The organism is Nocardia arseniciresistens (assembly GCF_046764875.1).
In the GTDB taxonomy this organism is placed as follows: domain Bacteria; phylum Actinomycetota; class Actinomycetes; order Mycobacteriales; family Mycobacteriaceae; genus Nocardia; species Nocardia arseniciresistens.
In genome coordinates, this window is the sequence record NZ_JBKORD010000005.1 from 341,288 (window position 1) to 361,348 (window position 20,061).

The 20,061-nt window shown below is 66.2% G+C and carries 16 protein-coding genes; 9 read left to right on the forward strand and 7 right to left on the reverse strand.

The features are described 5' to 3' along the window. Nucleotide 1 precedes the first annotated feature (1 nt). The gene (locus ACLMAJ_RS11555; protein WP_412013584.1) at nt 2-1,342 is read right to left on the reverse strand and encodes a diguanylate cyclase domain-containing protein; all 1,341 of its coding nucleotides are present in this window, start codon (nt 1,340-1,342) and stop codon (nt 2-4) included. A gap of 259 nt (nt 1,343-1,601) precedes the next feature. Between ACLMAJ_RS11555 and ACLMAJ_RS11560 the strand changes: the two genes are divergently transcribed. Then, on the forward strand, nt 1,602-2,744 hold the full coding sequence (locus ACLMAJ_RS11560; RefSeq protein ID WP_412013586.1) for a beta-ketoacyl synthase N-terminal-like domain-containing protein: 1,143 nt from the start codon (nt 1,602-1,604) through the stop codon (nt 2,742-2,744). Nucleotides 2,745-2,753: 9 nt separating this feature from the next. Here ACLMAJ_RS11560 and ACLMAJ_RS11565 read toward each other — a convergent pair whose 3' ends face one another. Then, entirely contained in the window at nt 2,754-4,496 is a 1,743-nt protein-coding gene (locus ACLMAJ_RS11565; protein WP_412013587.1) for a sensor histidine kinase, read from the reverse strand. A 138-nt stretch (nt 4,497-4,634) separates the two neighbouring features. Between ACLMAJ_RS11565 and ACLMAJ_RS11570 the strand changes: the two genes are divergently transcribed. Next, nucleotides 4,635-5,666 (forward strand): sigma 54 modulation/S30EA ribosomal C-terminal domain-containing protein, encoded by a 1,032-nt coding sequence (locus tag ACLMAJ_RS11570; protein ID WP_412013588.1) that lies wholly within the window; start codon nt 4,635-4,637, stop codon nt 5,664-5,666. On the opposite strand, the gene ACLMAJ_RS11575 is transcribed toward ACLMAJ_RS11570, so the two are convergent. Then, nucleotides 5,663-6,295, reverse strand: a complete 633-nt coding sequence (locus ACLMAJ_RS11575) for a response regulator (RefSeq protein ID WP_412013589.1) — start codon at nt 6,293-6,295, stop codon at nt 5,663-5,665. The genes ACLMAJ_RS11570 and ACLMAJ_RS11575 overlap by 4 nt on opposite strands. 420 nt (nt 6,296-6,715) lie before the next feature. Between ACLMAJ_RS11575 and ACLMAJ_RS11580 the strand changes: the two genes are divergently transcribed. Both ACLMAJ_RS11580 and uvrA read left to right on the forward strand, forming a co-directional pair. Then, nucleotides 6,716-8,833, forward strand: coding sequence for an amylo-alpha-1,6-glucosidase (locus ACLMAJ_RS11580; RefSeq protein WP_412013590.1), 2,118 nt, complete (start codon nt 6,716-6,718; stop codon nt 8,831-8,833). Between the two features lie 211 nt (nt 8,834-9,044). Then, on the forward strand, nt 9,045-12,083 hold the full coding sequence (gene uvrA / locus ACLMAJ_RS11585) for an excinuclease ABC subunit UvrA (protein ID WP_412013591.1): 3,039 nt from the start codon (nt 9,045-9,047) through the stop codon (nt 12,081-12,083). A 248-nt stretch (nt 12,084-12,331) separates the two neighbouring features. Here uvrA and ACLMAJ_RS11590 read toward each other — a convergent pair whose 3' ends face one another. From ACLMAJ_RS11590 to ACLMAJ_RS11600, 3 genes are all read right to left on the reverse strand, one after another. Further along, nucleotides 12,332-13,873 (reverse strand): FAD-dependent monooxygenase, encoded by a 1,542-nt coding sequence (locus ACLMAJ_RS11590; RefSeq protein WP_412013592.1) that lies wholly within the window; start codon nt 13,871-13,873, stop codon nt 12,332-12,334. A 41-nt stretch (nt 13,874-13,914) separates the two neighbouring features. Further along, nucleotides 13,915-14,535: an acyl-CoA-like ligand-binding transcription factor gene (locus ACLMAJ_RS11595; protein WP_412013593.1), complete on the reverse strand. Its 621-nt coding sequence runs from the start codon at nt 14,533-14,535 to the stop codon at nt 13,915-13,917. A gap of 99 nt (nt 14,536-14,634) precedes the next feature. Further along, complete coding sequence (locus ACLMAJ_RS11600; RefSeq protein ID WP_412013594.1) at nt 14,635-14,976, reverse strand: DUF1844 domain-containing protein; 342 nt, start codon at nt 14,974-14,976, stop codon at nt 14,635-14,637. A gap of 397 nt (nt 14,977-15,373) precedes the next feature. Between ACLMAJ_RS11600 and infC the strand changes: the two genes are divergently transcribed. From infC to ACLMAJ_RS11620, 4 genes are all read left to right on the forward strand, one after another. Next, nucleotides 15,374-16,087 carry a translation initiation factor IF-3 gene (gene infC / locus ACLMAJ_RS11605; protein ID WP_412013685.1) on the forward strand — a complete coding sequence of 238 codons (714 nt, stop codon included), beginning with the start codon at nt 15,374-15,376 and terminating at the stop codon, nt 16,085-16,087. A gap of 59 nt (nt 16,088-16,146) precedes the next feature. Beyond that, the gene (gene rpmI / locus ACLMAJ_RS11610; RefSeq protein WP_412013595.1) at nt 16,147-16,341 is read left to right on the forward strand and encodes a 50S ribosomal protein L35; all 195 of its coding nucleotides are present in this window, start codon (nt 16,147-16,149) and stop codon (nt 16,339-16,341) included. A 95-nt stretch (nt 16,342-16,436) separates the two neighbouring features. Further along, nucleotides 16,437-16,817: a 50S ribosomal protein L20 gene (gene rplT / locus ACLMAJ_RS11615; protein WP_412013596.1), complete on the forward strand. Its 381-nt coding sequence runs from the start codon at nt 16,437-16,439 to the stop codon at nt 16,815-16,817. 35 nt (nt 16,818-16,852) lie between these two features. After that, the gene (locus ACLMAJ_RS11620) at nt 16,853-17,650 is read left to right on the forward strand and encodes a TrmH family RNA methyltransferase (RefSeq protein ID WP_412013686.1); all 798 of its coding nucleotides are present in this window, start codon (nt 16,853-16,855) and stop codon (nt 17,648-17,650) included. 83 nt (nt 17,651-17,733) lie between these two features. Here ACLMAJ_RS11620 and ACLMAJ_RS11625 read toward each other — a convergent pair whose 3' ends face one another. Beyond that, nucleotides 17,734-18,315 carry a TetR/AcrR family transcriptional regulator gene (locus tag ACLMAJ_RS11625; protein ID WP_412013597.1) on the reverse strand — a complete coding sequence of 194 codons (582 nt, stop codon included), beginning with the start codon at nt 18,313-18,315 and terminating at the stop codon, nt 17,734-17,736. 102 nt (nt 18,316-18,417) lie between these two features. Here ACLMAJ_RS11625 and ACLMAJ_RS11630 point away from each other — a divergent pair, with 102 nt between their 5' ends. Next, on the forward strand, nt 18,418-19,851 hold the full coding sequence (locus tag ACLMAJ_RS11630) for an MFS transporter (RefSeq protein WP_412013598.1): 1,434 nt from the start codon (nt 18,418-18,420) through the stop codon (nt 19,849-19,851). Nucleotides 19,852-20,061 lie beyond the last annotated feature (210 nt).

Consider the following 20,061-nt stretch of genomic DNA (forward strand, 5'->3'; position numbering starts at 1 on the left):
TTCAGGAGGCATGGGTGTTGTTCGGCCTGCGACCGAGAGCGCCGCTTTCCCGGTGACCGGCGGGCTTGGCGCGGTACATCGCCAGGTCCGCGTCGTGCAGGACCACCTCCGGTGTCCGGTGGTCGCCGGGTGTGAGTTCGGTGGCGCCGATCGAGGCGTTCACCTCGATGCGGTGCCCGCGCGCGATGATCGGTTCGGACATCGACGAGCGCAGCCGAGCGACCAGGGTGTCGAGGTCGACCCGCCGGGCCGGGCCCGACAGCAGCACGAGGAACTCGTCGCCGCCGAGTCTGCCGACCAGGTCGTCGCCGCGCAGCGCGCGTTGCAGTCGCTGCGCGACGATCTGCAACACGGTGTCGCCGATGGCGTGGCCGAGGGTGTCGTTGATCGCCTTGAATCCGTCCAGGTCGATGAACAGCACGGTCGCCACCGGCAGCGTCTCGCTGGTGGCGAGCGCGCCGGCGAGCTGGGAGAGGATCAGTGAGCGGTTGGCCAGCCCGGTCAGCGAGTCGTGGGTGGCCTGGTATTCCAATTGCCTTCGGCTGGCACGGAATTCGGTGATATCGGCAAAGGAGGACACGGCGGGGGAGTCCGGGTCGCCCGGGTTGAGTAGGCGGCTGCTTCCGGATAACCAGCGGCGCTGGCCGTCGGGTCGGTCGACGCCGAAGATATAGCCGGTGATGGTCTCGCCGGTGGCGAGGGTCCGCGCGATCGGATGCCGGGTCGAGGGCAGCGGCTGTGCGTTGGCGTCGAGCAGCACCATCGGCAGTTCCTCGATCGTCGCGCCGAGGAGATCGGCGGAGCGTTCGTCGGTGCCGAAGATGCGTCTCGCGGCGGGGTTGGCCGATTCGACGCGGCCGTTTCGGTCGATGACGACCACACCCTCCTCCAGTTGGGAGACGACGGTGGTGAAGTACTGTTCCGCGCGCCGCTGTGCGTCCTCGGCGGCCCGCTGTGCGGTCAGATCGTGCACAACGACCTGATAGGCGAGATGGTCTTGCCAGGCGGTGAGCACGGACACCGTCTCGACGGGGACGGTGCCGCCGTCCAGACGCACCAGGGTCATTTCGGCGCGGCCGGAGGCGTCACCGGAGTAGGTGAGTGTGCTGATGCGCTCGATCATGCCGAGCACCGAATGCGGATGAACGAATTGGGTGAGTGGCTGCCCGATCACTTGGTCGGCGCCCTCGGCCGCGAGCATTCGCACCATGGCCGAGTTGACGTAGACGATGGTTCCGCGTGCGTGCACGCAGATGCCGTCCGGGGTGTGTTCGACCAGGGACTGGTAGCGCTGCGCCAATTGCTCGGCGTCTGCCGCGCCGTCTACTCGGTCCTCGCCCAACTCGAACCCCCGATCGTCGACCCGTGCATGGTCATTGGAGCATGGGATTATTCTGGTCTCGAGGTGTACAAGATCACACCGTCGACGCTATTGCTTCGATCACAGTTCGGGCACTTCTTCGAGTCTTATCTGGCGATCATTACAAGCCTGGTTCCCGCGAACTTCTCGAGCCGACATGCTGGTCGCCATGCAGGACCGGCGAAGGAGCGAAGCTATGCCTGGCTCACCTGTGAGGACCGAAGAGCTATATCAAGATCATATGACGATCGCCGGCATCGGAGCGGTCACCGGGTATGGCTGGGGCCGCGAGACGCTGTGGCGGGGGCTGCTCAGCGGCAAGTCGGCGGCGAGCCTACAGCCCGGTTACGGAGTCAACCGTGATGAGTACGCGTGGGTGTCGCTGATTCCGGACGGCGGCGACCCCGCGGTGAGCGATAGTCGCTTCGGGCGGGCGATGCACGAGTCGGCGCGCGAGGCGATCGCCGACGCGACCGCGCGCGGCTGGCGGCAGGGACGGACCGTCGGCGTGCTGCACGCGATCGTGCTCGGCGACGTCGCCAATTGGCGTGACTTCTACCTCGTCGATCACGGCCACCGCCGCTCCCGGGATTACATGCGACTACTTCCCTCGACCCCGATCTCGGTATTGCAGCAGGAATTCGGTTTCCACGGTCCCGCGATGAATATCTCCGCCGCGTGCAGTTCAGCGAATGTCGCGCTGATCACCGCGAAGCTCTGGCTGGATGCGGGCGTCGCCGACGACGTGATCTGCGTCACCACCGATATGTCCGCGACGCCGGACATGCTCGAGCACTTCGTCCGCCTCGGCGCGGCGGTCGGCGATACCGAACCGATGGAGGCTTGCAGGCCCTTCCAGACAGGCAGCCGTGGCTTCGGCATGGGGGAGGCATCGGTGGCGTTCGTACTGAGCCGTTCGGTGCGTGAGCCGTACGTCGCGGTGCTGGGTGGCGGCATCACCAACGACGCGTACCACGTGGTTTCGGTCGATCCGAGCCACGATCAGATCTTCGACTGCGCGCGCAAGGCAATGACCGCCGCAGATGTCGCCCCGGAGGACGTCCGCTACTTCAACGCGCACGGCACGGGCACCAAACAGTGCGACGTGGCCGAACGGGACCTGCTCGGCCAGATGTTCGACGACCGCCCACAGGTCTACACGGTGAAGCCGCTCGCAGCCCATTGCCAGGGCGCCGCGGCCGGGGTCGAGGTCGCCGCGGCGGCGCTGGGGTACGAGCGGGGCATCGTGCCCGCCGCACCGATCGTCGCGCCTGCCTACGAGCGGCTGCTGGACGGCCCGACGCCGTTCGAGGGCGGTGTCACGGTAAAGCTTTCGCTGGGGATGGGCGGTAACAACTCGATGGTGGTGCTCGGGCCGGTGTGAGCCAGGGACCTACCCGTAGGGCAGCGGTACCGACCAGCTGAGCCGCGTCCCGGGCAGCCCGTCGTCCGTCTCGTCGTCACGGCGTACGTCGGGCCCGATGGTGAACTGCCCGTCCGCCTTCTCGGCTCGCTGTTCCAGATTGCGTAACCCGCTGCGGATTACGTGATTCGGTATGCCCCAACCATTGTCGGTAACCACGATGGTCAGATCGTCGGCAACGCCGATTTCCACCGCGACCAGATCGCCGCCGGAATGGCGCACGGCGTTGCTCACCGCTTCCCGGACCACCGCCTCGGCGTGATCGGCGAGCTCGGCCTCGAGCACCGACAGCGGACCATTGACCCGAATGGTCGCTCGCAGCTCGCTGTCGGCGGTCTGCTGCCTGATCGCCACCTCGATCCGCTGCTGCAACCCGGTGCTCTGACCGCCGCCGTGCAGGTCGAAGATCGAGGTGCGGATCTCCTGCACCACCTCCTGCAGATCGTTGATCACGTTCGCAAGGCGTTCACGCACGCCGGGAACCTCCGACCGTGGCACCGCGGCCTGCAAGCTGAGCCCGATCGCGAACAGGCGCTGGATCACATGGTCGTGTAGGTCGCGCGCGATGCGGTCGCGGTCGGCGAGGATGTCGAGCTCGCGCATCCGGCGCTGAGTGTCGGCGAGCTGCATGGCCAATGCCGCCTGATCGGTGAACGCGGCGGTCAGCTCGACCAATTCGTCCGGATAGGGCGCGGAGCCGACGGGGCGCACCGCCACCAACGCGCCGAGGGTGGCGTCCGGTGTGCACAACGGCAGGATCAGCGCAGGGCCGACGTCAGGAAGCGGCGCGCCGAGATCCACCTGGGCCGCATCGTCGAAACGCAGTGGCGTGCGCCGGGTGAAGGCCTCGCCGAGCGCGGTGCCCTCGGTCTGCACGATCCACCCTTCGTGTCCGGCGCCGGGTCCCGACCACTGCGTGACGAATAGCTCGGTCACCGCGCCGAGCCTGCCGTCGGTCGCGGCGCTCGCGAGGAACGACTGGTGCGAGCCGGTGAGGGTGCGGGCGTGGTCGACCACATGGGCGAGCACCAGATCCGGTTCGGTGCCGGCGAGGAATTCGGTGGCGATGTCCCTTGTCGCCTCGATCCAGGCCTGTCTGGTGCGCGCGGATTCGTAGAGCCTGGCGTTGTCCACGGCGATACCCGCCGCGGCCGCGAGCGCCTGGACGAGTGCATCGTCGTCCTCGGTGAACGGTTGCCCGCCTGCCTTTTCGGTCAGGTACAGGCTTCCGAAGATCTCGTCCCGGATGCGCACCGGAACGCCGAGGAAGGTGTGCATCGGCGGATGATGCGTCGGAAACCCCACCGACGCATGATGATTCGACAACTCGTCGAGCCGCAGCGGCTTGGGCTGGTTGAACACGACGCCGAGTACGCCGTGCCCGGCGGGCAGCCTGCCGATTCGTTCGCGGGTTTCGTCGTCGACGCCCTCATCGATGAATTGGGTCACCTGCTGATCGTGGCCGCGCACCGCGAGCGCACCGTAGCGGGCATCGACCAGGCTGGTTGCGGTGTGCACGATGGTGCGCAGGGTTTCATCGAGGTCGAGGCCCGAGGTGACAGCGAGCATCGCCTCTACGAGGCCGTCCATCCGGTCGCGCGAGTCGATGATCAACTCGACGCGTTCCTTGACCTCGGACAGCAGCTCCCGCAGCCGAAGCTGCGACAACGTGTCGCGCGCCGAATACAGGCCGCTGCCGTTGTTTTCGGTCATATCGGCTTCCTGTCCTGGCGGGCGCACACCAGCGCGCTTACGCCAGTCTAGTTCGACGATCGAGGACTTTCGGCTCTGTTCACCGTGACGTTGTGGTGATGAGGTTGGCGCACCGAGAATAGAAAGTAGGTGTTTCCTATGAATTCGTCGGAGCTGGTGAGAGCGTCGGAGTTGGTGGGCGAGGCGGGGTTGACGGGCGAAGAGGGGTTCGTCGGAGAGGCGCAGCTGGTCGGCGAATCCGAGTTGGTTGGTCGACCGGAGTCGGTGTCGGTAGGTCGACCGGAGTTGACGGGTAAGTCGGTGTTGGTGGGTAAACCGGTCTCAGTGGGTAAGCCAGTGTTGATGGGTAAGCAAGTATCGGTAAGTAAGTCAGTGCTGTTGCGTTCGACCGAGCTGTGGGCGACCGCGGCCGACCCCGAGCTCGCGGTGACGACATGTGGTGCGGTGCCCGCCGCGGACGTGACACGCGCGGTGCGGGCTATCGGTCGGGTGTTGCGCCGCCATCACGTCGATTCGGCGGCGAGGGTACGGGTGACGGTGCCGCCCGACGCCACCGAACCGACACTGGTGCAGGCGAATATCCGTTTCCACGACACTCCGACGCGTGTGCAGGTCACCGGTCCGCGCGGATTCGCCGTCACGTTCGCCGTTGAACGGCTGGATCGGCAGATCGCCAGACTCGCGACGAGCCAGGCTCGCCCGTGGCCGGATCCGGCGCGGCCACCGCTCGCCCGTGTCACCGAGACGCGCCCGATTGCGCGCAGGAAGCTCTGCGCGCTGCTGACCGGAACACCGACCGAGGCGACGGCGGTACTCGACGCGATGGACTACGACGCATACCTGTTCACCGACTCGGACACCGGTGAGGACGCGATCGTGCACTGGGAAGAGTCACTGGGCGTGCGGCTGACGCGACAGCATGCGATCGTGGCGCCGTCGGTTCCCGCGCCGCAGGAGGAAGCGCCGTTGACGGTGAATTCCCTTCCGCTCACTGTGGATTCGGGGCCGACGCCGATCCTGAGCGAGGACGAGGCGGCAGCCAGGCTGTGCGGCGGCGGCCTGCCGTTCCTGTTCTTCACCGACCAGGGAACCGGTCGCGGCCGACTGCTCTACCGCCGATACGACGGTGACCTCACCATCGTGGTCCCGACCGATGATCAGCGCGGCTAATCTTCCAGGAGTTTTGTGGCCAGTACCGCGGCCTGAGTTCGTCGTTCCATGCCGAGTTTGGCCAATAGTCGGGAGACGTAATTCTTGACGGTCTTCTCCGCCAGGAACATTCGCGCGGCGATTTGCCGATTGGTCAGCCCCTCACCGAGAAGTGCGAGCAGTCTGCGTTCTTGTTCGGTGAGCCCGGCCAGCGGCCCGTCGTTCTCGGTACTGTTGTGCAGGCGCGCTTTGAGTGCGGCCGCGGCGCGATTATCCAGCAAAGATCGACCGGCGCCGATTTCCTTGATCGCCGCGGCCAATTCCATGCCTTTGATGTTCTTGACGACGTATCCGCTCGCGCCGGCCAGAATCGCGTCGAGCATGGCGTGGTCGTCGGTGTAGGAGGTGAGGATGAGGCAGCGCAGACCCTCGATATCGGCGAGCAGATCGCGGCACAGCTCGATGCCGTTGCCGTCGGGCAATCGCACGTCGAGCACCGCGACGTCCGGCCGCAGCGCGTGGATGCCGGTCATGGCCTGCGCGACATCACCCGCCTCGCCGATGACGGTGAGCTCGGGATCGCTGTCCAACAGGTCGATGAGGCCGCGGCGGACGATCTCGTGATCGTCGACGAGGAACACCGTGATCACGGCCGCCTCCCCTGTATCGCTGGAGCCCGCACTTCCCCGGCGGCTGCGCTCCCCCGTTTTACCACCCGCTCAAGGTAACTCGTCGACCACGTGTTGGGGACAGCGCTCCGCAATTTCGGGTAAAGGTGCCTCGAATTCCTACTCGAGGTGGGCAATTGGATTTCAGCACTGCTCTCGGCCCCCGCGCCATTGTCCCGGTTGTGGATCGAACGCCATCGGCATCTCAGGTGATCATCGGGATGTTCACCGTCGTTGTACCCACACCGGTGGGTTGAGCGGGCGCGTCGCATCCGTGTTCCGTGTCTTCGACCACGATGGCGCCGAGTATCGGTATGGTGCGGTCGTGAGCGAGCGTAGCGAGCGAGCCATGTCGCAGTGCGTCTCGCGCACGACGGAGCCGAGCGTCAGCGAGGAGTAGTCGTGAGTAGTCCGTGGGGGGAAGATTCGGGTTCGGGCGAGCCCCGAGCGGCCGAGGCGGGCGTCACCCTCGTCGAGGGCTCGACATTCTGTATCAGCGAAACCGGCGGCGGCATCAGCCCGCATCGCCCTGAGGGGCTATTCGTCAGAGACACCAGGGTGCTGTCGCGATGGCGGCTCACTGTCGATGGTCAGCTGCCGCAGCCGCTCACCGTCCAGCATGCCGACCCCTATAGCGCGACCATGCTCGCCAGGACGGTGCCACGACCCGGCCGTGCCGACAGTACGGCGCTGGTGATCGTCGGTCGCTATGTCGGCGACGGCATGCGCGAGGACCTGACCGTGCGTAACCTGTCCGGCGAACCCGTCCGCTTTGCGGTCGTGCTCGAGGTCGACGCCGATTTCGCGGACCTGTTCGAAGTGAAAGAGAGCAGGGTCGGCGACGGCGTTGTCACCAGTAGCAGGGCTGTCGACGGGGCTGTCGAGATCACCAGGGCCGACCTCCAGGTGGGGGTCACTGTCAGCGCGGCGGGCGCCACCGCGAAGGACCGCGAATTGCATTGGGAGGTAGCGCTTCCCGGGCGCGGTGTATGGACGGCCTGTATCCAGTACCAGCCCGCGCTCGGATCGGTCCCCGTAACGCCGCGACACCTGTGCGGCAGTTCGGTCTCGCGCAGCGAGCCCGCGCAGCGCATGCGTGACTGGTACAAGAACTCACCCACCGTGCACACCGACGACGAAACTCTCGCCGCGGTATTGCAGCGCGCCCTCGTCGATCTCGGCGCGCTGCGCATCTTCGACCCCGGTCATCCGGAGCGGGCGGTGATCGCCGCGGGTGCGCCGTGGTTCATGGCCCTGTTCGGCCGCGATTCACTGCTCACCTCGTGGATGATGCTGCCGCTCGATCGCAGGCTCGCGCTCGGCACGTTGCAGAGCCTGGCGGGCTTGCAGGGCAACGAGGTTCGTTCGGCCACCGAGGAACAGCCCGGCCGCATTCCACACGAGGTGCGGTTCGGGCGGGCGGCCACCCGGCTGCTCGGCGGCGACACCGTGTACTACGGCACCGCCGACGCCACTCCGCTGTTCGTGATGCTGCTCGGGGAGCTGCAACGCTGGGGCCTCGATGCCAAGACCCGCGATGAGCTGTTGCCGCACGCCGATCGAGCGCTGGACTGGATCGAACACTACGGCGACGCCGACGGCGACGGGTTCGTCGAATATCAGCGCGCTGCCGAACACGGACTGGCCAACCAGGGCTGGAAGGACTCCTGGGACGGCGTGAATTTCCGCGACGGCAGCCTGCCGGAGGCGCCCATCGCACTGGCCGAGGTGCAGGGTTATGTCTACGCGGCATACCTGGCGCGGGCGTCAATCGCGCTCGAGATGGGTGACCACGCCACCGCGGACCGGTTCCGCGCGAAGGCGGGGCAGCTGAAGGCCGCCTTCAACAAGGTGTTCTGGCTGCCGGAGCTCGGCTGGTATGCGGTGGGGCTGGATCGGGACAAGCGTCCTATCGATGCGCTCACCTCCAATATCGGGCACTGCCTGTGGACCGGGATCATCGACGACGACAAGGCGGCCCGGGTCGTCGATTGTCTGCTCGCGCCGGAAATGTTCAGTGGCTGGGGCATCCGCACGCTGGCGACAACCATGGGCGCCTACAACCCGGTCAGCTATCACAACGGTTCGGTGTGGCCGCACGACAACGCGATATGCGCCGCCGGGTTGATGCGCTACGGGTACACCGAGCAGGCGACCAGGGTGATCGATGGGATGCTGGACGCGTCGAACCGGTTCGGTCACCGGCTGCCCGAGCTGTTCTGCGGCTTCGATCGCGCCGAGTTCGCGGCACCGGTGCCGTATCCGACGTCGTGCTCGCCACAGGCATGGGCGGCCGCCGCGCCGCTGCTGTTCCTGCGCAGTATGTTGCGCTTGGAGCCGGGCAGCGGTGGTTCGTCCGGCACAGGCTCGACCTCGGTCGCGCCCGCGGTGCCCGACCGGTATCTGCCACTGCGGGTCAGTGGGGTGCGGGTCGGTTCGGATGTGCTGACGGTCACCGTCGACGAGGACGGCTGGCAGTTGCGCGGCGCCTCGGGCGAAGTGCGGGAATCACACCTCTGACCTGGACGGACCTCTTGATCTGGCCGGGCAGGCCGCGCAACCTGAGCGTGGGAATCACCAGCTGAGCCATGCTGTTGGACACGATGGCCGCGAGGTGGGAAAAGGCGCGCGAAGAAACTTGTCGGTGGGTCGGCCTAGCATGGCGACGGGGGCATATCCGGACGTCTAGACAGCGCTTTGTTACACCGACACGATCGAGAAGGGACACCTGGTGGCGGAACGCCTCACTGTGCGCGGAGCTCGGGAGCACAACCTGAAAGGGGTCGACCTCGATCTGCCCCGCGACAGTCTCATCGTGTTCACCGGACTGTCCGGTTCGGGCAAATCGAGCCTCGCCTTCGACACGATCTTCGCCGAGGGCCAGCGCAGGTATGTCGAGTCGCTGTCCGCCTACGCCCGCCAGTTCCTCGGACAGATGGACAAGCCGGACGTCGACTTCATCGAGGGCCTCTCGCCCGCGGTATCCATCGACCAGAAGTCGACCAACCGCAACCCGCGCTCGACCGTCGGCACCATCACCGAGGTCTACGACTACCTGCGCCTGCTCTACGCGCGTGCGGGCACACCGCACTGCCCGGTGTGCGGTGAGCTCATCGAAAAGCAGTCGCCGCAGCAGATCGTCGACCAGGTGCTCGCCATGGAGGAGGGCATCAAGTTCCAGGTGCTCGCGCCGGTGGTGCGTACCCGCAAGGGTGAATTCGTCGACCTGTTCGACCAGTTGAACACCCAGGGCTATGCCAGGGTCAGGGTCGACGGCGTCGTCTATCCGCTGAGCGATCCACCGAAGCTGAAGAAGCAGGAGAAGCACGACGTCGAGGTCGTGGTCGACAGGCTCTCCGTCAAGTCGAATTCCAAGCAGCGGCTCACCGATTCGATCGAGACGGCGCTGCGCCTGGCCGACGGCATCGTCGTACTCGACTTCGTCGATCGCGACGAGCACGCGCACGACCGTGAGCGCCGTTTCTCCGAGCGTCTGGCCTGCCCCAATGGGCATCCGCTCGATATCGAGGACCTGGAGCCGCGGTCCTTCTCGTTCAACTCGCCCTACGGCGCGTGCCCGGACTGCACCGGCCTCGGTATCCGTAAGGAGGTCGATCCGGAACTGGTGGTGCCCGACTCGGAGCTGAGCTTGGCCGATGGCGCCATCGCGCCGTGGTCGCGTGGGCAGACCGCCGAATACTTCAACCGACTGCTGTCGGGCCTCGCCGAATCCGTCGGCTTCTCGATGGACACACCGTGGCAGGATCTGCCGCTCAAGGCTCGCAAGGCGGTGCTGGAGGGCAGCTCGGATCAGGTGCACGTCTCCTATACCAACCGCTATGGCAGGAAGCGTTCGTACTACGCCGATTTCGAGGGCGTGATGCCGTTCCTGCAGCGGCGCATGGAGAACACCGAGTCCGAGCAGATGAAGGAGCACTACGACGGGTACATGCGCGATGTGCCGTGCCCGGTCTGCAACGGCGCCAGGCTGCGCCCGGAGATCCTCGCGGTCACCATCGCCTCCGGCGGCGAGCGGAAGTCCATCGCGGACGTCAGCGAGTTGTCCATCGCCGACTGCGCGGCCTTCCTGAATTCGCTCACCCTCGGTGAGCGGGAGACCGCCATCGCCGGGCAGGTGCTCAAGGAGGTGCAGGCACGGCTCGGCTTCCTACTCGATGTCGGGCTGCAATATCTATCGCTGTCGCGAGCGGCGGCGACGCTGTCCGGCGGTGAGGCGCAGCGGATTCGATTGGCGACCCAGATCGGTTCCGGCTTGGTCGGCGTGCTCTACGTGCTCGACGAGCCCTCGATCGGGCTGCACCAGCGCGACAATCGCCGTCTCATCGAAACCCTCACGCGGCTGCGCAATCTCGGCAACACGCTGATCGTGGTCGAACACGACGAGGACACCATCCGCGCCTCGGACTGGGTGGTCGATATCGGTCCGCTCGCCGGCGAACACGGCGGCGAGGTGGTGCACAGCGGCCCGTACCAGGAACTGCTCACCGAGCCGAAGTCGTTGACCGGCGCCTACCTCGCGGGCCGGGAGCGGATCGAGGTGCCGATGGTTCGGCGCCCGATCAGCAAGAAGCGTCAGCTCACCGTGGTCGGCGCGAACGAGCACAACCTGCGTGGGATCGACGTCAGCTTCCCGCTCGGTGTGCTCACCGCCGTGACGGGGGTGTCGGGTTCCGGCAAGTCCACCCTGGTCAACGACATCCTGGCGACCGTGCTCGCGAACAAGCTCAACGGTGCGCGGCAGGTGCCCGGCAGGCACACCAGGATCAACGGTCTCGATGAGCTCGACAAGCTGGTCCAAGTGGACCAGTCGCCGATCGGTCGCACCCCGCGCTCGAACCCGGCCACCTACACCGGTGTGTTCGACAAGATCAGAACGTTGTTCGCGGCCACAACCGAGGCGAAGGTGCGCGGCTACCAGCCGGGCCGATTCTCCTTCAACGTCAAGGGCGGTCGCTGCGAGGCGTGCTCCGGCGACGGCACGCTGAAGATCGAGATGAACTTCCTGCCGGATGTGTATGTGCCGTGCGAGGTGTGCCACGGGGCTCGGTACAACCGGGAAACCCTCGAGGTGCACTACAAGGGCAAGACCATTGCCGAAGTGCTGGACATGTCCATCGAGGAGGGCGCCGAATTCTTCGAGCCGATCACCTCGATCCACCGCTACCTCAAGACCCTGGTCGACGTCGGCCTCGGCTACGTGCGTCTCGGCCAGTCCGCGCCGACCCTGTCCGGTGGTGAGGCACAGCGCGTGAAGCTGGCCGCCGAACTACAGAAGCGTTCGACCGGCCGTACCGTCTACATCCTCGACGAGCCGACCACCGGCCTGCACTTCGAAGACATCCGCAAGCTGCTGCTCGTCATCAACGGCCTTGTCGACAAGGGCAACACCGTCATCGTCATCGAACACAACCTCGACGTCATCAAGACCTCCGACTGGGTGGTCGACATGGGTCCGGAGGGTGGTTCCGGCGGCGGCACCGTTGTCGCGGAAGGTACTCCGGAAGATATTGTCGCCGTTGCGGACAGCTATACCGGGCAGTTCCTGCAGCACGTGCTGCAGGAAGCATCAGCGCCGAAGGCTCCGGCAAAGAAGGCGGCGAAGAAAACCGCGACCAAGGCCGCGGCAAAAACAGCGCCGAGCAAGGCCGCTGCAGCCAAGGCCGCCGCGACAACAACCGCGTCGACCAAGATCGCGGCCCCGAGTGCCGCCGCCAAACGCGCTTCACGCAAGGCTGCCGCATTGCGGTAGGTCGCCTCTCGTCGACGCCCGTCGAGCCAGCGCGGATCCGGCAACGGTCTGCTCCAGCACATCTGGAGCGGGCCGTCGCCGCCGGCTATGTCCCGCGGCTACTTATCGCCCGGTCGATACGGTAGAACGTCGGCGGCGGACGCAACCGCGCTGCCGATGAATCCGGCGACAACCACCCGTGGATATCCGATGCGGCGGCCTACCTCAACCCGGCGCTGACGCGACGGCTCGCCGCGCCGGTCCGCGTGTCACGAAGCTCGAGGGGCACCGAACCAGCGGGACAATACGCCGCGCAGGCGGTTCTCCTCGGCGTGCCCGGAATCGCCTGCGACCCACGCGATGTAGCCGTCCGGCCGGATCAACAGTGCGGTAGCGGGCGCGTCGGGGCTGGTCGCGGCGATGACCTCGATCCGGTCGTCCCATTCGCGCGCGGCGTGCGCGAAGTCGGTGCCGCCGGACAGATCGAGCAGCACCGGCCGTGCCTTGTGCATCAGCTCGGCGACTCGCCTGCTGCCTTGCGGTGTGTCGACGACCAGTTCGGGGACCAGCAGTCCGGCGAGGGGATGGTGGTCGCCGGTGTCGTAGCGGACGTCGGATCCGGCGAGCAGGTTCGCGATGTGCGCCGCATTGGCGGGGATTCGGAGTAGTTCGGTGAAGAGATCGCGCATCGCGGTTACCTCCGGTCCCGGCGCCATCAGCGCGATCTGGGTCAGCGAATGCATCATGACGCGTACGCCGACCGGATAGCGTTCGGCTTCGTAGGTATCGAGCAAACCTGTTGGCGCCCAGCCGTTCACCTGTGCGGCGAGCTTCCAACCGAGATTGGCCACATCCTGTAGGCCGAGATTGAGCCCCGGCCCGCCCATCGCGGAGTGCACATGTGCGGCATCGCCGACGAGGAACACATTTCCCTCGCGGTAGCGGTCGGCCTGACGGGTGTTCTGGCCGACGGTCCGGCGCAGCGCATGCGGACCGGGGCCGGGCGGCTCCTGGATCGGTACGTCGACACCGAGTACACGCTGAAGGCTCGCCCGCAGTTCCGCCAGTGTCATCGGGACTTCGTCGGACACCGGTTCGGCGTCGAATTCCATTGTCGCGATGAGGGGTCTGCCGGGCTCGAGTTCGGCGAAGACGAATCCGCCGTGCGCCAATCGGTTGTGCCCCATCGGCAGTCGTCCGAAGCCGGGAATGTCGATGCTGCCGTCGGCGGCGCGCACTTCCGCAGGAAGACTCACATGCGCCATCCGGGTAATGGTTCGTTCGAATGTGCTGCCGGGAAAGCCGATTCCGGCGAGCTTACGGACAGCGCTTTTGCCGCCGTCCGCACCCACCAGATACGTCGTATCGATGTCGTAGCTGCCGTCCGGGCCCGCCACTGTCACCGTGATGCCGTCCGGCCGCTGGACCAGATCGGTGAGTTCATGACCCCAGCGGATCTCCGCGCCAAGTTCGAGCGTGTGTTTCTCCAACAGCCGCACCAGTTTCGGTTGGGGCAGCAACAGCACATGCATCGGATTGTCTTGCAGCTCAGCGAAAGACATCGGAATTCCACTGAACGCGTAGCCGTTCATGGTCCATGGCGCGCCGGGAGCGCCACCGAATCGGTGATACAGCCCGCGCATATCGAGCAGCCGAATTACCTGGCCCACCAGGCCGTTCGCTTTCGGCTCCGCGCTGGGTTCGGTGAGTTTGTCGAGCACGATCGCACGCACTCCCGCCAGCGCGAGTTCACAGGCGAGCATCAGGCCGTTCGGGCCGGCACCGGATATGACTACAGAGTTTTCAGGCATGACGAATAGACCCTTCTTGCACGGGTGTGATCAGAGAGTTGTCAGGTGGCCGACGGTTCCGGTAGCCCGGCGGCCACTTCATCGACAGCGCGCCGGAGCAGGGTGGTGATCAGGACGGGCGGATCCGCGCGGGTGTAGGTCTCGGTCACCGATTGATAGATGGCGCCGAGCACCCCGGCCACCAGGCGTGGATACAGATCATGGTCGGCATCGGTGCCGGTGCGCTCGGCGATCGCCTCGATCCAGTCGTCGAAGACGCCCTTGGACACCGCGATTCGCGTTTCCGGGGCGTCCAGGAGTTCGCGGACCACCGCGAGTTGCTCGGGGCTCGGCAGGTACTGTCCGGCGCCGTCGGCCTCCAGCGGTTCGACGATGGCCGCCGCGATGGCCTCCCAGAGCGGCTCGTCCACGGGTCTGCCGCGAAATACGATGAGGCTGCGGCGAACCCGCTCGATCTGCCGGTAGGCCAGTGCTTCGTGTTTGCCGGTGAAGTAGTTGTTGAAGGTCCGCACCGACACGCCCGCCCGGGCGGCGATATCGTCGCGGGTGATATTGCCGAGACCGCGCGCGAAGGCCAGCTCGAGTGCGGCATCGCTCAATGCCTGACGAGTATCGAGCTTCTTGCGTTCCCGCAGACCGAGGGGTGGCTGTTCGTCCGACATGCCCCAAGTGTATGAAAAAAATGCCCGGCGGGCAATATTTCTCGCCGGGCATAATTATCGCAAATGGGTGGAAGTGTTCGGCTGCCGTTCGAGCCCTGGTCAGTGGACCGGGCCGGTGTATTTCTCGCCAGGTCCCTTGCCCGGCTCGTCGGGGTGGGCCGAGGACTCGCGGAAGGCGCGTTGCAGAGACTGCAAGCCATCGCGGTAGGGGCCTGCGTGTGGCCCGAAGTATTCGACGGACGAGGTGACCAGGCCCGCGAGGGCGGTGATCAGGCGGCGGGCCTCGTCGAGGTCGCGATGTGGGCTGGTGTCCGGGTCCGGCTCGCCGAGCCCGAGCTTCTCCGCCGCCGCGCTCATCAGCATCATCGCGGCGCGGCTGATCACCTCTACCGCCGGGATATCGGCCAGTTCGCGAACGGTGGTGTCGGGCTGTTCAGTCATGGGACCAGGCTAGCGAGGCCGCTCGGAGCCCGGCGGGGCCAGGTGGGGGGTCTCGTGCTGGTACGCGGTTGTCGGCGCGATTCGGCAATAGCGAGCCGGAATGTTAGACTTCTTCCCGACGACTGCCCCCGGCTTGCCAGGGGCTGATAAGTGGAGCCCGACTCCCACCGTTGCCGACGAGTAATCGTACTGGTTAAACGGTCCGGTCACCCGCCCCTCCGGGGCGGGTTTCTTGTGCAGGGATGTTTGCGTGGAGAGTGATTCGCCGCGGAAACGCCAATGAGCACAGGGTCGACGCGAGCACCATTGGTGCGCGACGTCGGCGGCCGGTCGACTCGGGCCCCGTTGCGAAGAAATATCGCACCGGGGCTTTTGTGTTGAAGTATGGGTTGCACTTATTGCACGCGGTTGTCTGACGATATCGCTTGACCTAGGAGGCCCCATCAGCACTGAGACCCGCATCAACGATCGCATCCGTGTTCCCGAGGTTCGACTCATCGGACCCGGCGGTGAACAGGTTGGGATCGTGCGTGTTGAAGATGCACTTCGCGTCGCCCTCGAGGCCGATCTTGATCTGGTCGAGGTGGCCCCGGACGCTCGTCCACCGGTCTGCAAGATCATGGACTACGGCAAGTTCAAGTACGAGACGGCGCAGAAAGCGCGCGAGTCTCGGAAGAACCAGGTGCAGACCGTCATCAAGGAGCAGAAGCTCCGCCCGAAGATCGACGACCACGACTACGAGACCAAGAAGCGCAACGTTGTTCGCTTCCTCGAGGCCGGGTCGAAGGTCAAGGTGACGATCATGTTCCGTGGCCGTGAGCAGTCACGCCCTGAACTGGGCTTCCGACTGCTGCAGCGGCTGGGCTCCGACGTCGCCGAGCTCGGTTTCGTCGAGACTTCCGCTAAGCAGGACGGTCGCAATATGACCATGGTCCTCGCTCCTCACAAGGGCGCGAAGACGCGTGTCAAGGCGCAGGAGGACTCGGCGGCCCGTTCGCAGCCCGCTCCCCGCCCCGCCGCGCCTGTCGCGGATACGCAAGCAGCGGACACACAAGCCGCCCCCGCAGCGGCGGCCCCCGCGGCACCGGCCGAGCCGGCCGAGCCGCAGTAACAACGATCAGCACCGGCGGTCCGAACAGGACCGCCGGTACGACACAGATAGAGGAATCCATGCCGAAGATGAAGAGCCACAGCGGCGCGTCGAAGCGGTTCAAGGTGACCGGTCGCGGCAAGCTGCTGCGCCAGCAGGCCAATCGTCGCCACCTGCTCGAGCACAAGTCCTCTCGTCGGACTCGTCGTCTGGACGGCACGGAGTCCGTCGCGTCCGTTGACGTCCCCCGCGTCAAGCGGCTGCTCGGTCTCTGAGACCAGCAGCATCCGCGACCGGATTTCCGGACGCCGACCACCGACCAACCCCCGGGCGCACGCAGACGCCCCCTAGATCGACAAAGGACTGACCCATGGCACGCGTCAAAAGGGCCGTCAACGCTCAGAAGAAGCGGCGTTCCATCCTCGAGGCCTCCAAGGGCTACCGCGGGCAGCGTTCGCGCCTGTACCGCAAGGCCAAGGAACAGCAGCTGCACTCGCTCACCTACGCATACCGGGACCGCCGGGCGCGCAAGGGTGACTTCCGCAAGCTGTGGATCGCCCGCATCAACGCTGCGGCGCGCATCAACGACATCACCTACAACCGCTTCATCCAGGGCCTGAAGGCTGCCGGTATCGAGGTGGACCGCAAGATCCTCGCTGAGCTTGCCGTCTCCGACGCCGAGGCGTTCGCCGGCCTGGTCGCGCTCGCCAAGGCCGCCCTCCCGCAGGACGTCAACGCCCCGGCTGCCTGAGCCAGGGTTCAGTGACAGAGCTTTCGGAACGACCCGTGGACGCGCTCTCCGAGCGCAATCCGCGGGTCGTTTCCGCTGTCAAGCTCCATCGTGCCGCGAACCGTCGCAAGACCGGTCAGTTCCTCGCCGAGGGCGCCAATTCGGTGGCCGCCGCGCTGGAAACCGGCCGTGTGCGGGAGCTGTTCTATTCGGCAAGCGCCGCGACGCGGGAGCACGAACTGGTCGCCGGTGCGGCGGGCAGTGGCGTGCGGACCACGTTGGTGAGTGACAGGGCCGCGCAGCTGCTCGGTGAAACCGTCACGGCGCCAGGACTTGTCGCGGTGTGTGAGCTGATCGATGTACCGCTTACCGAGGTGCTCGCGGCGAGTCCTCGGATGCTGGCCGTGCCGGTCGAGATCGCCGAACCCGGCAACGCGGGCACGCTGATCCGGGTCGCCGACGCCGTCGGCGCCGATGGCGTGGTGCTTGCGGGGGAGACCGTCGACCCGCATAACGGCAAATGCGTGCGCGCAAGTGCGGGCAGCCTGTTCCATGTACCCGTCGCCAGGCACCGCGACATCAGCGAAACGCTGGATTCGATTGCGGCAGTGGGCATCACCATTCTGGCGACCGCCGCCGACGGCGAGATCGACCTGGACGAGGCCGACACGCTGCTCGCCGGTCCGGTCGCCTGGCTGTTCGGCAACGAGGCGCACGGCCTCGCCCCGGCAGTCGCGGCTCGAGCCGATCATCGGGTGCGCATCCCCATCCACGGACGTGCGGAGAGCCTGAACCTGGCTGCCGCCGCGGCCATCTGTCTGTACGCGAGTGCGCGTGTACAGCACGCGAAGTAGCGCCTGAATCTCGTTGCCGCGGCGACGCTCTTCTTCCGACGCTTGCCGCGCTCGTTCAACCGTGGGTGCCGTGTCGAAGTGGTTCAGCCGCCTTCGGCGGAGAGGTTTTCGAGGATTTCCTCGGCCCATTCGGACGGGATGGCGTCGGGTCCTGCGACCTGCATAGCGCTCATCACGGTCAGCAGCATGCCGGTGGCGATGAAGCGGCGCGATTCGGTCAGCGACGCGCCGGTCAATTCGCGAACCAGGCAGCAGATCTGACCGAAACGTGCGCGGACCTCGTTGCCGATCGCAGGGTCGGCGCTTGCCGCGATGCCGTGCAGTAATAACTCCGGCAGTTCGCTTTCGGTCAGGAAGACGTTGTAGCCGCGGCCGAGTTGATGCAAGGCCTCCTTGGCGGATGCGTTCCGATCGGTGCGTTCCGCGTCGGCCGCACGGAAGGTTTCCTCGATTCGGTCGCAGACCCGGTGCACGGCGGCGAGGAACAGTTGCTGTTTTGTACCGAATAGGCGGATCACGTAGGGCTGGGAGACACCTGCTCGGCGGGCGATCTCATCGGTTTTCGTTGCCGCGTAACCGGATTCGGCGAAGGCCGAGACGGCGGCCCGCAGTACCTCTTCGCTGCGTTCGGTGGCGGTCATTCGGGTTCGGGTCGAACTCCTCATCGTGCTCCACTCCGCTGGTCGATCGGCTGCTGTTGACATGTTATCAGTCGATGCATACGCTCCGATGCGTTAGTTATCAGTCAATAACAACAAGGGCTGGATATGAGCGAGATTCTCGAAGCCGCCGACCCGTCGGCATCCGTCACGACACAGGAGAGTCGCAGCCGCGGCCGTCCCTTGGTCGCCGTTTTGGCCGCCGTCGGCATCCCGATGTTCATGGTCGTTTTGGATAACCTTGTGGTGACCAACGCGCTGCCGGTCATTCGCACCGAACTCGGCGCCTCCCTGAGCGACCTGCAATGGTTCGTCAACGCCTACACCCTCGCCTTCGCCTCGCTGCTGCTCACCGCGACCGTCCTCGGCGACCGGCTCGGCCGTCGCCGCATGTTCCTTGCCGGTATCGCGCTGTTCACCGTCGCGTCCGCGGCCTGTGCGCTGGCCGCCGATCCGTGGATGTTGATCGCCGCGCGGGCAATTCAAGGGTTCGGCGCCGCCGCGGTGATGCCGCTGTCGCTGACACTGCTGTCCTCCGCGGTATCCGAGAAGATGCGCAGCGCCGCGATCGGCATCTGGGGCGGCATCACCGGTCTCGGTGTCGCGCTCGGACCGCTCGTCGGCGGTGCGGTGGTGGAAGGCCTGAGCTGGCAGTGGATCTTCTGGATCAATGTGCCCATCGGTGTGCTGGTGTTGCCCTTCGCGGCGCGCGTGCTGAACGAGTCCTATGGCGGTAAGCGGCGGCTGGATCCGCTCGGGCTCGTGCTGTCGGCGGGCGGGGTGCTCGCGGTGGTGTGGGGCGTCGTGCACGGTGCCGAGGACGGCTGGACCTCGGCGGGTGTGCTGTCCGCGCTGCTCGGTGGCGCGATACTGCTCGGCTGTCTGATCGCCTGGGAGTTGAAGACGACGGACCCGATGCTGCCACTGCGATTGTTCCGCTCCCGTGCCTTCCGGGTCAGCAACACGACCGTCTTCACCTTCTCGGCCGGCGTATTCGGTTCGGTCTTCCTGGTCGCGCAGTACTTCCAGGTCGTGCAGGGCTACGGTCCGCTGCAATCGGGCATTCGCACCATGCCGTGGACGCTGGCACCGATGGTGGTCGCACCGCTGGCCGGTTTGATCGTCGATAAGGTCGGCGCCCGCACCCTGCTCGCGACGGGACAGGCGGCGCTTGCCCTCTCACTGGCTTGGATGGCGGCGATCGCCACGGTCGACGCGAGCTACGTATCGTTCGTCGGGCCGTTCCTGCTCGGCGGCATCGGCATGGGCCTCACCTTCGCTCCCGGCGCGACAGTCGTGATGGCCAGCGCCACACCCGAGGATCGTGCGATGGCCTCCGGTACCAACAGCACCATCCGTGAGGTGGGCGTCGCGATGGGCGTCGCGGTGCTGGCCTCGGTGTTCGCCTCGCACGGCTCCTATCTGAGCCCGCAGAGTTTCGTCGACGGCATGGTGCCCGCGGTATGGGTCGGCGCGGGCGTCGTCGCGGTCGGTGCGCTGGTGGTGTGGCTGCTGCCCGCGAAAATCACGCAAGCTCGCTGAGCCGTATGGCTGCGCCCCCTTCTCGGTCCATGACCAGAGTGCGGGGGCGTAGTCGTGTGCGCGCCTGGTCGGCCTGTGCACGTCATCGCTGATATACAGGTCGCGGCCGCGCGCGCCGATGCTGCTGATCCGGTCGACGTGAAATCGCCGCGCGTGACCCGACAGAACGCGAGTAGGCCGCTAGCACACCACCCGCTCGCGCCGCAGCAG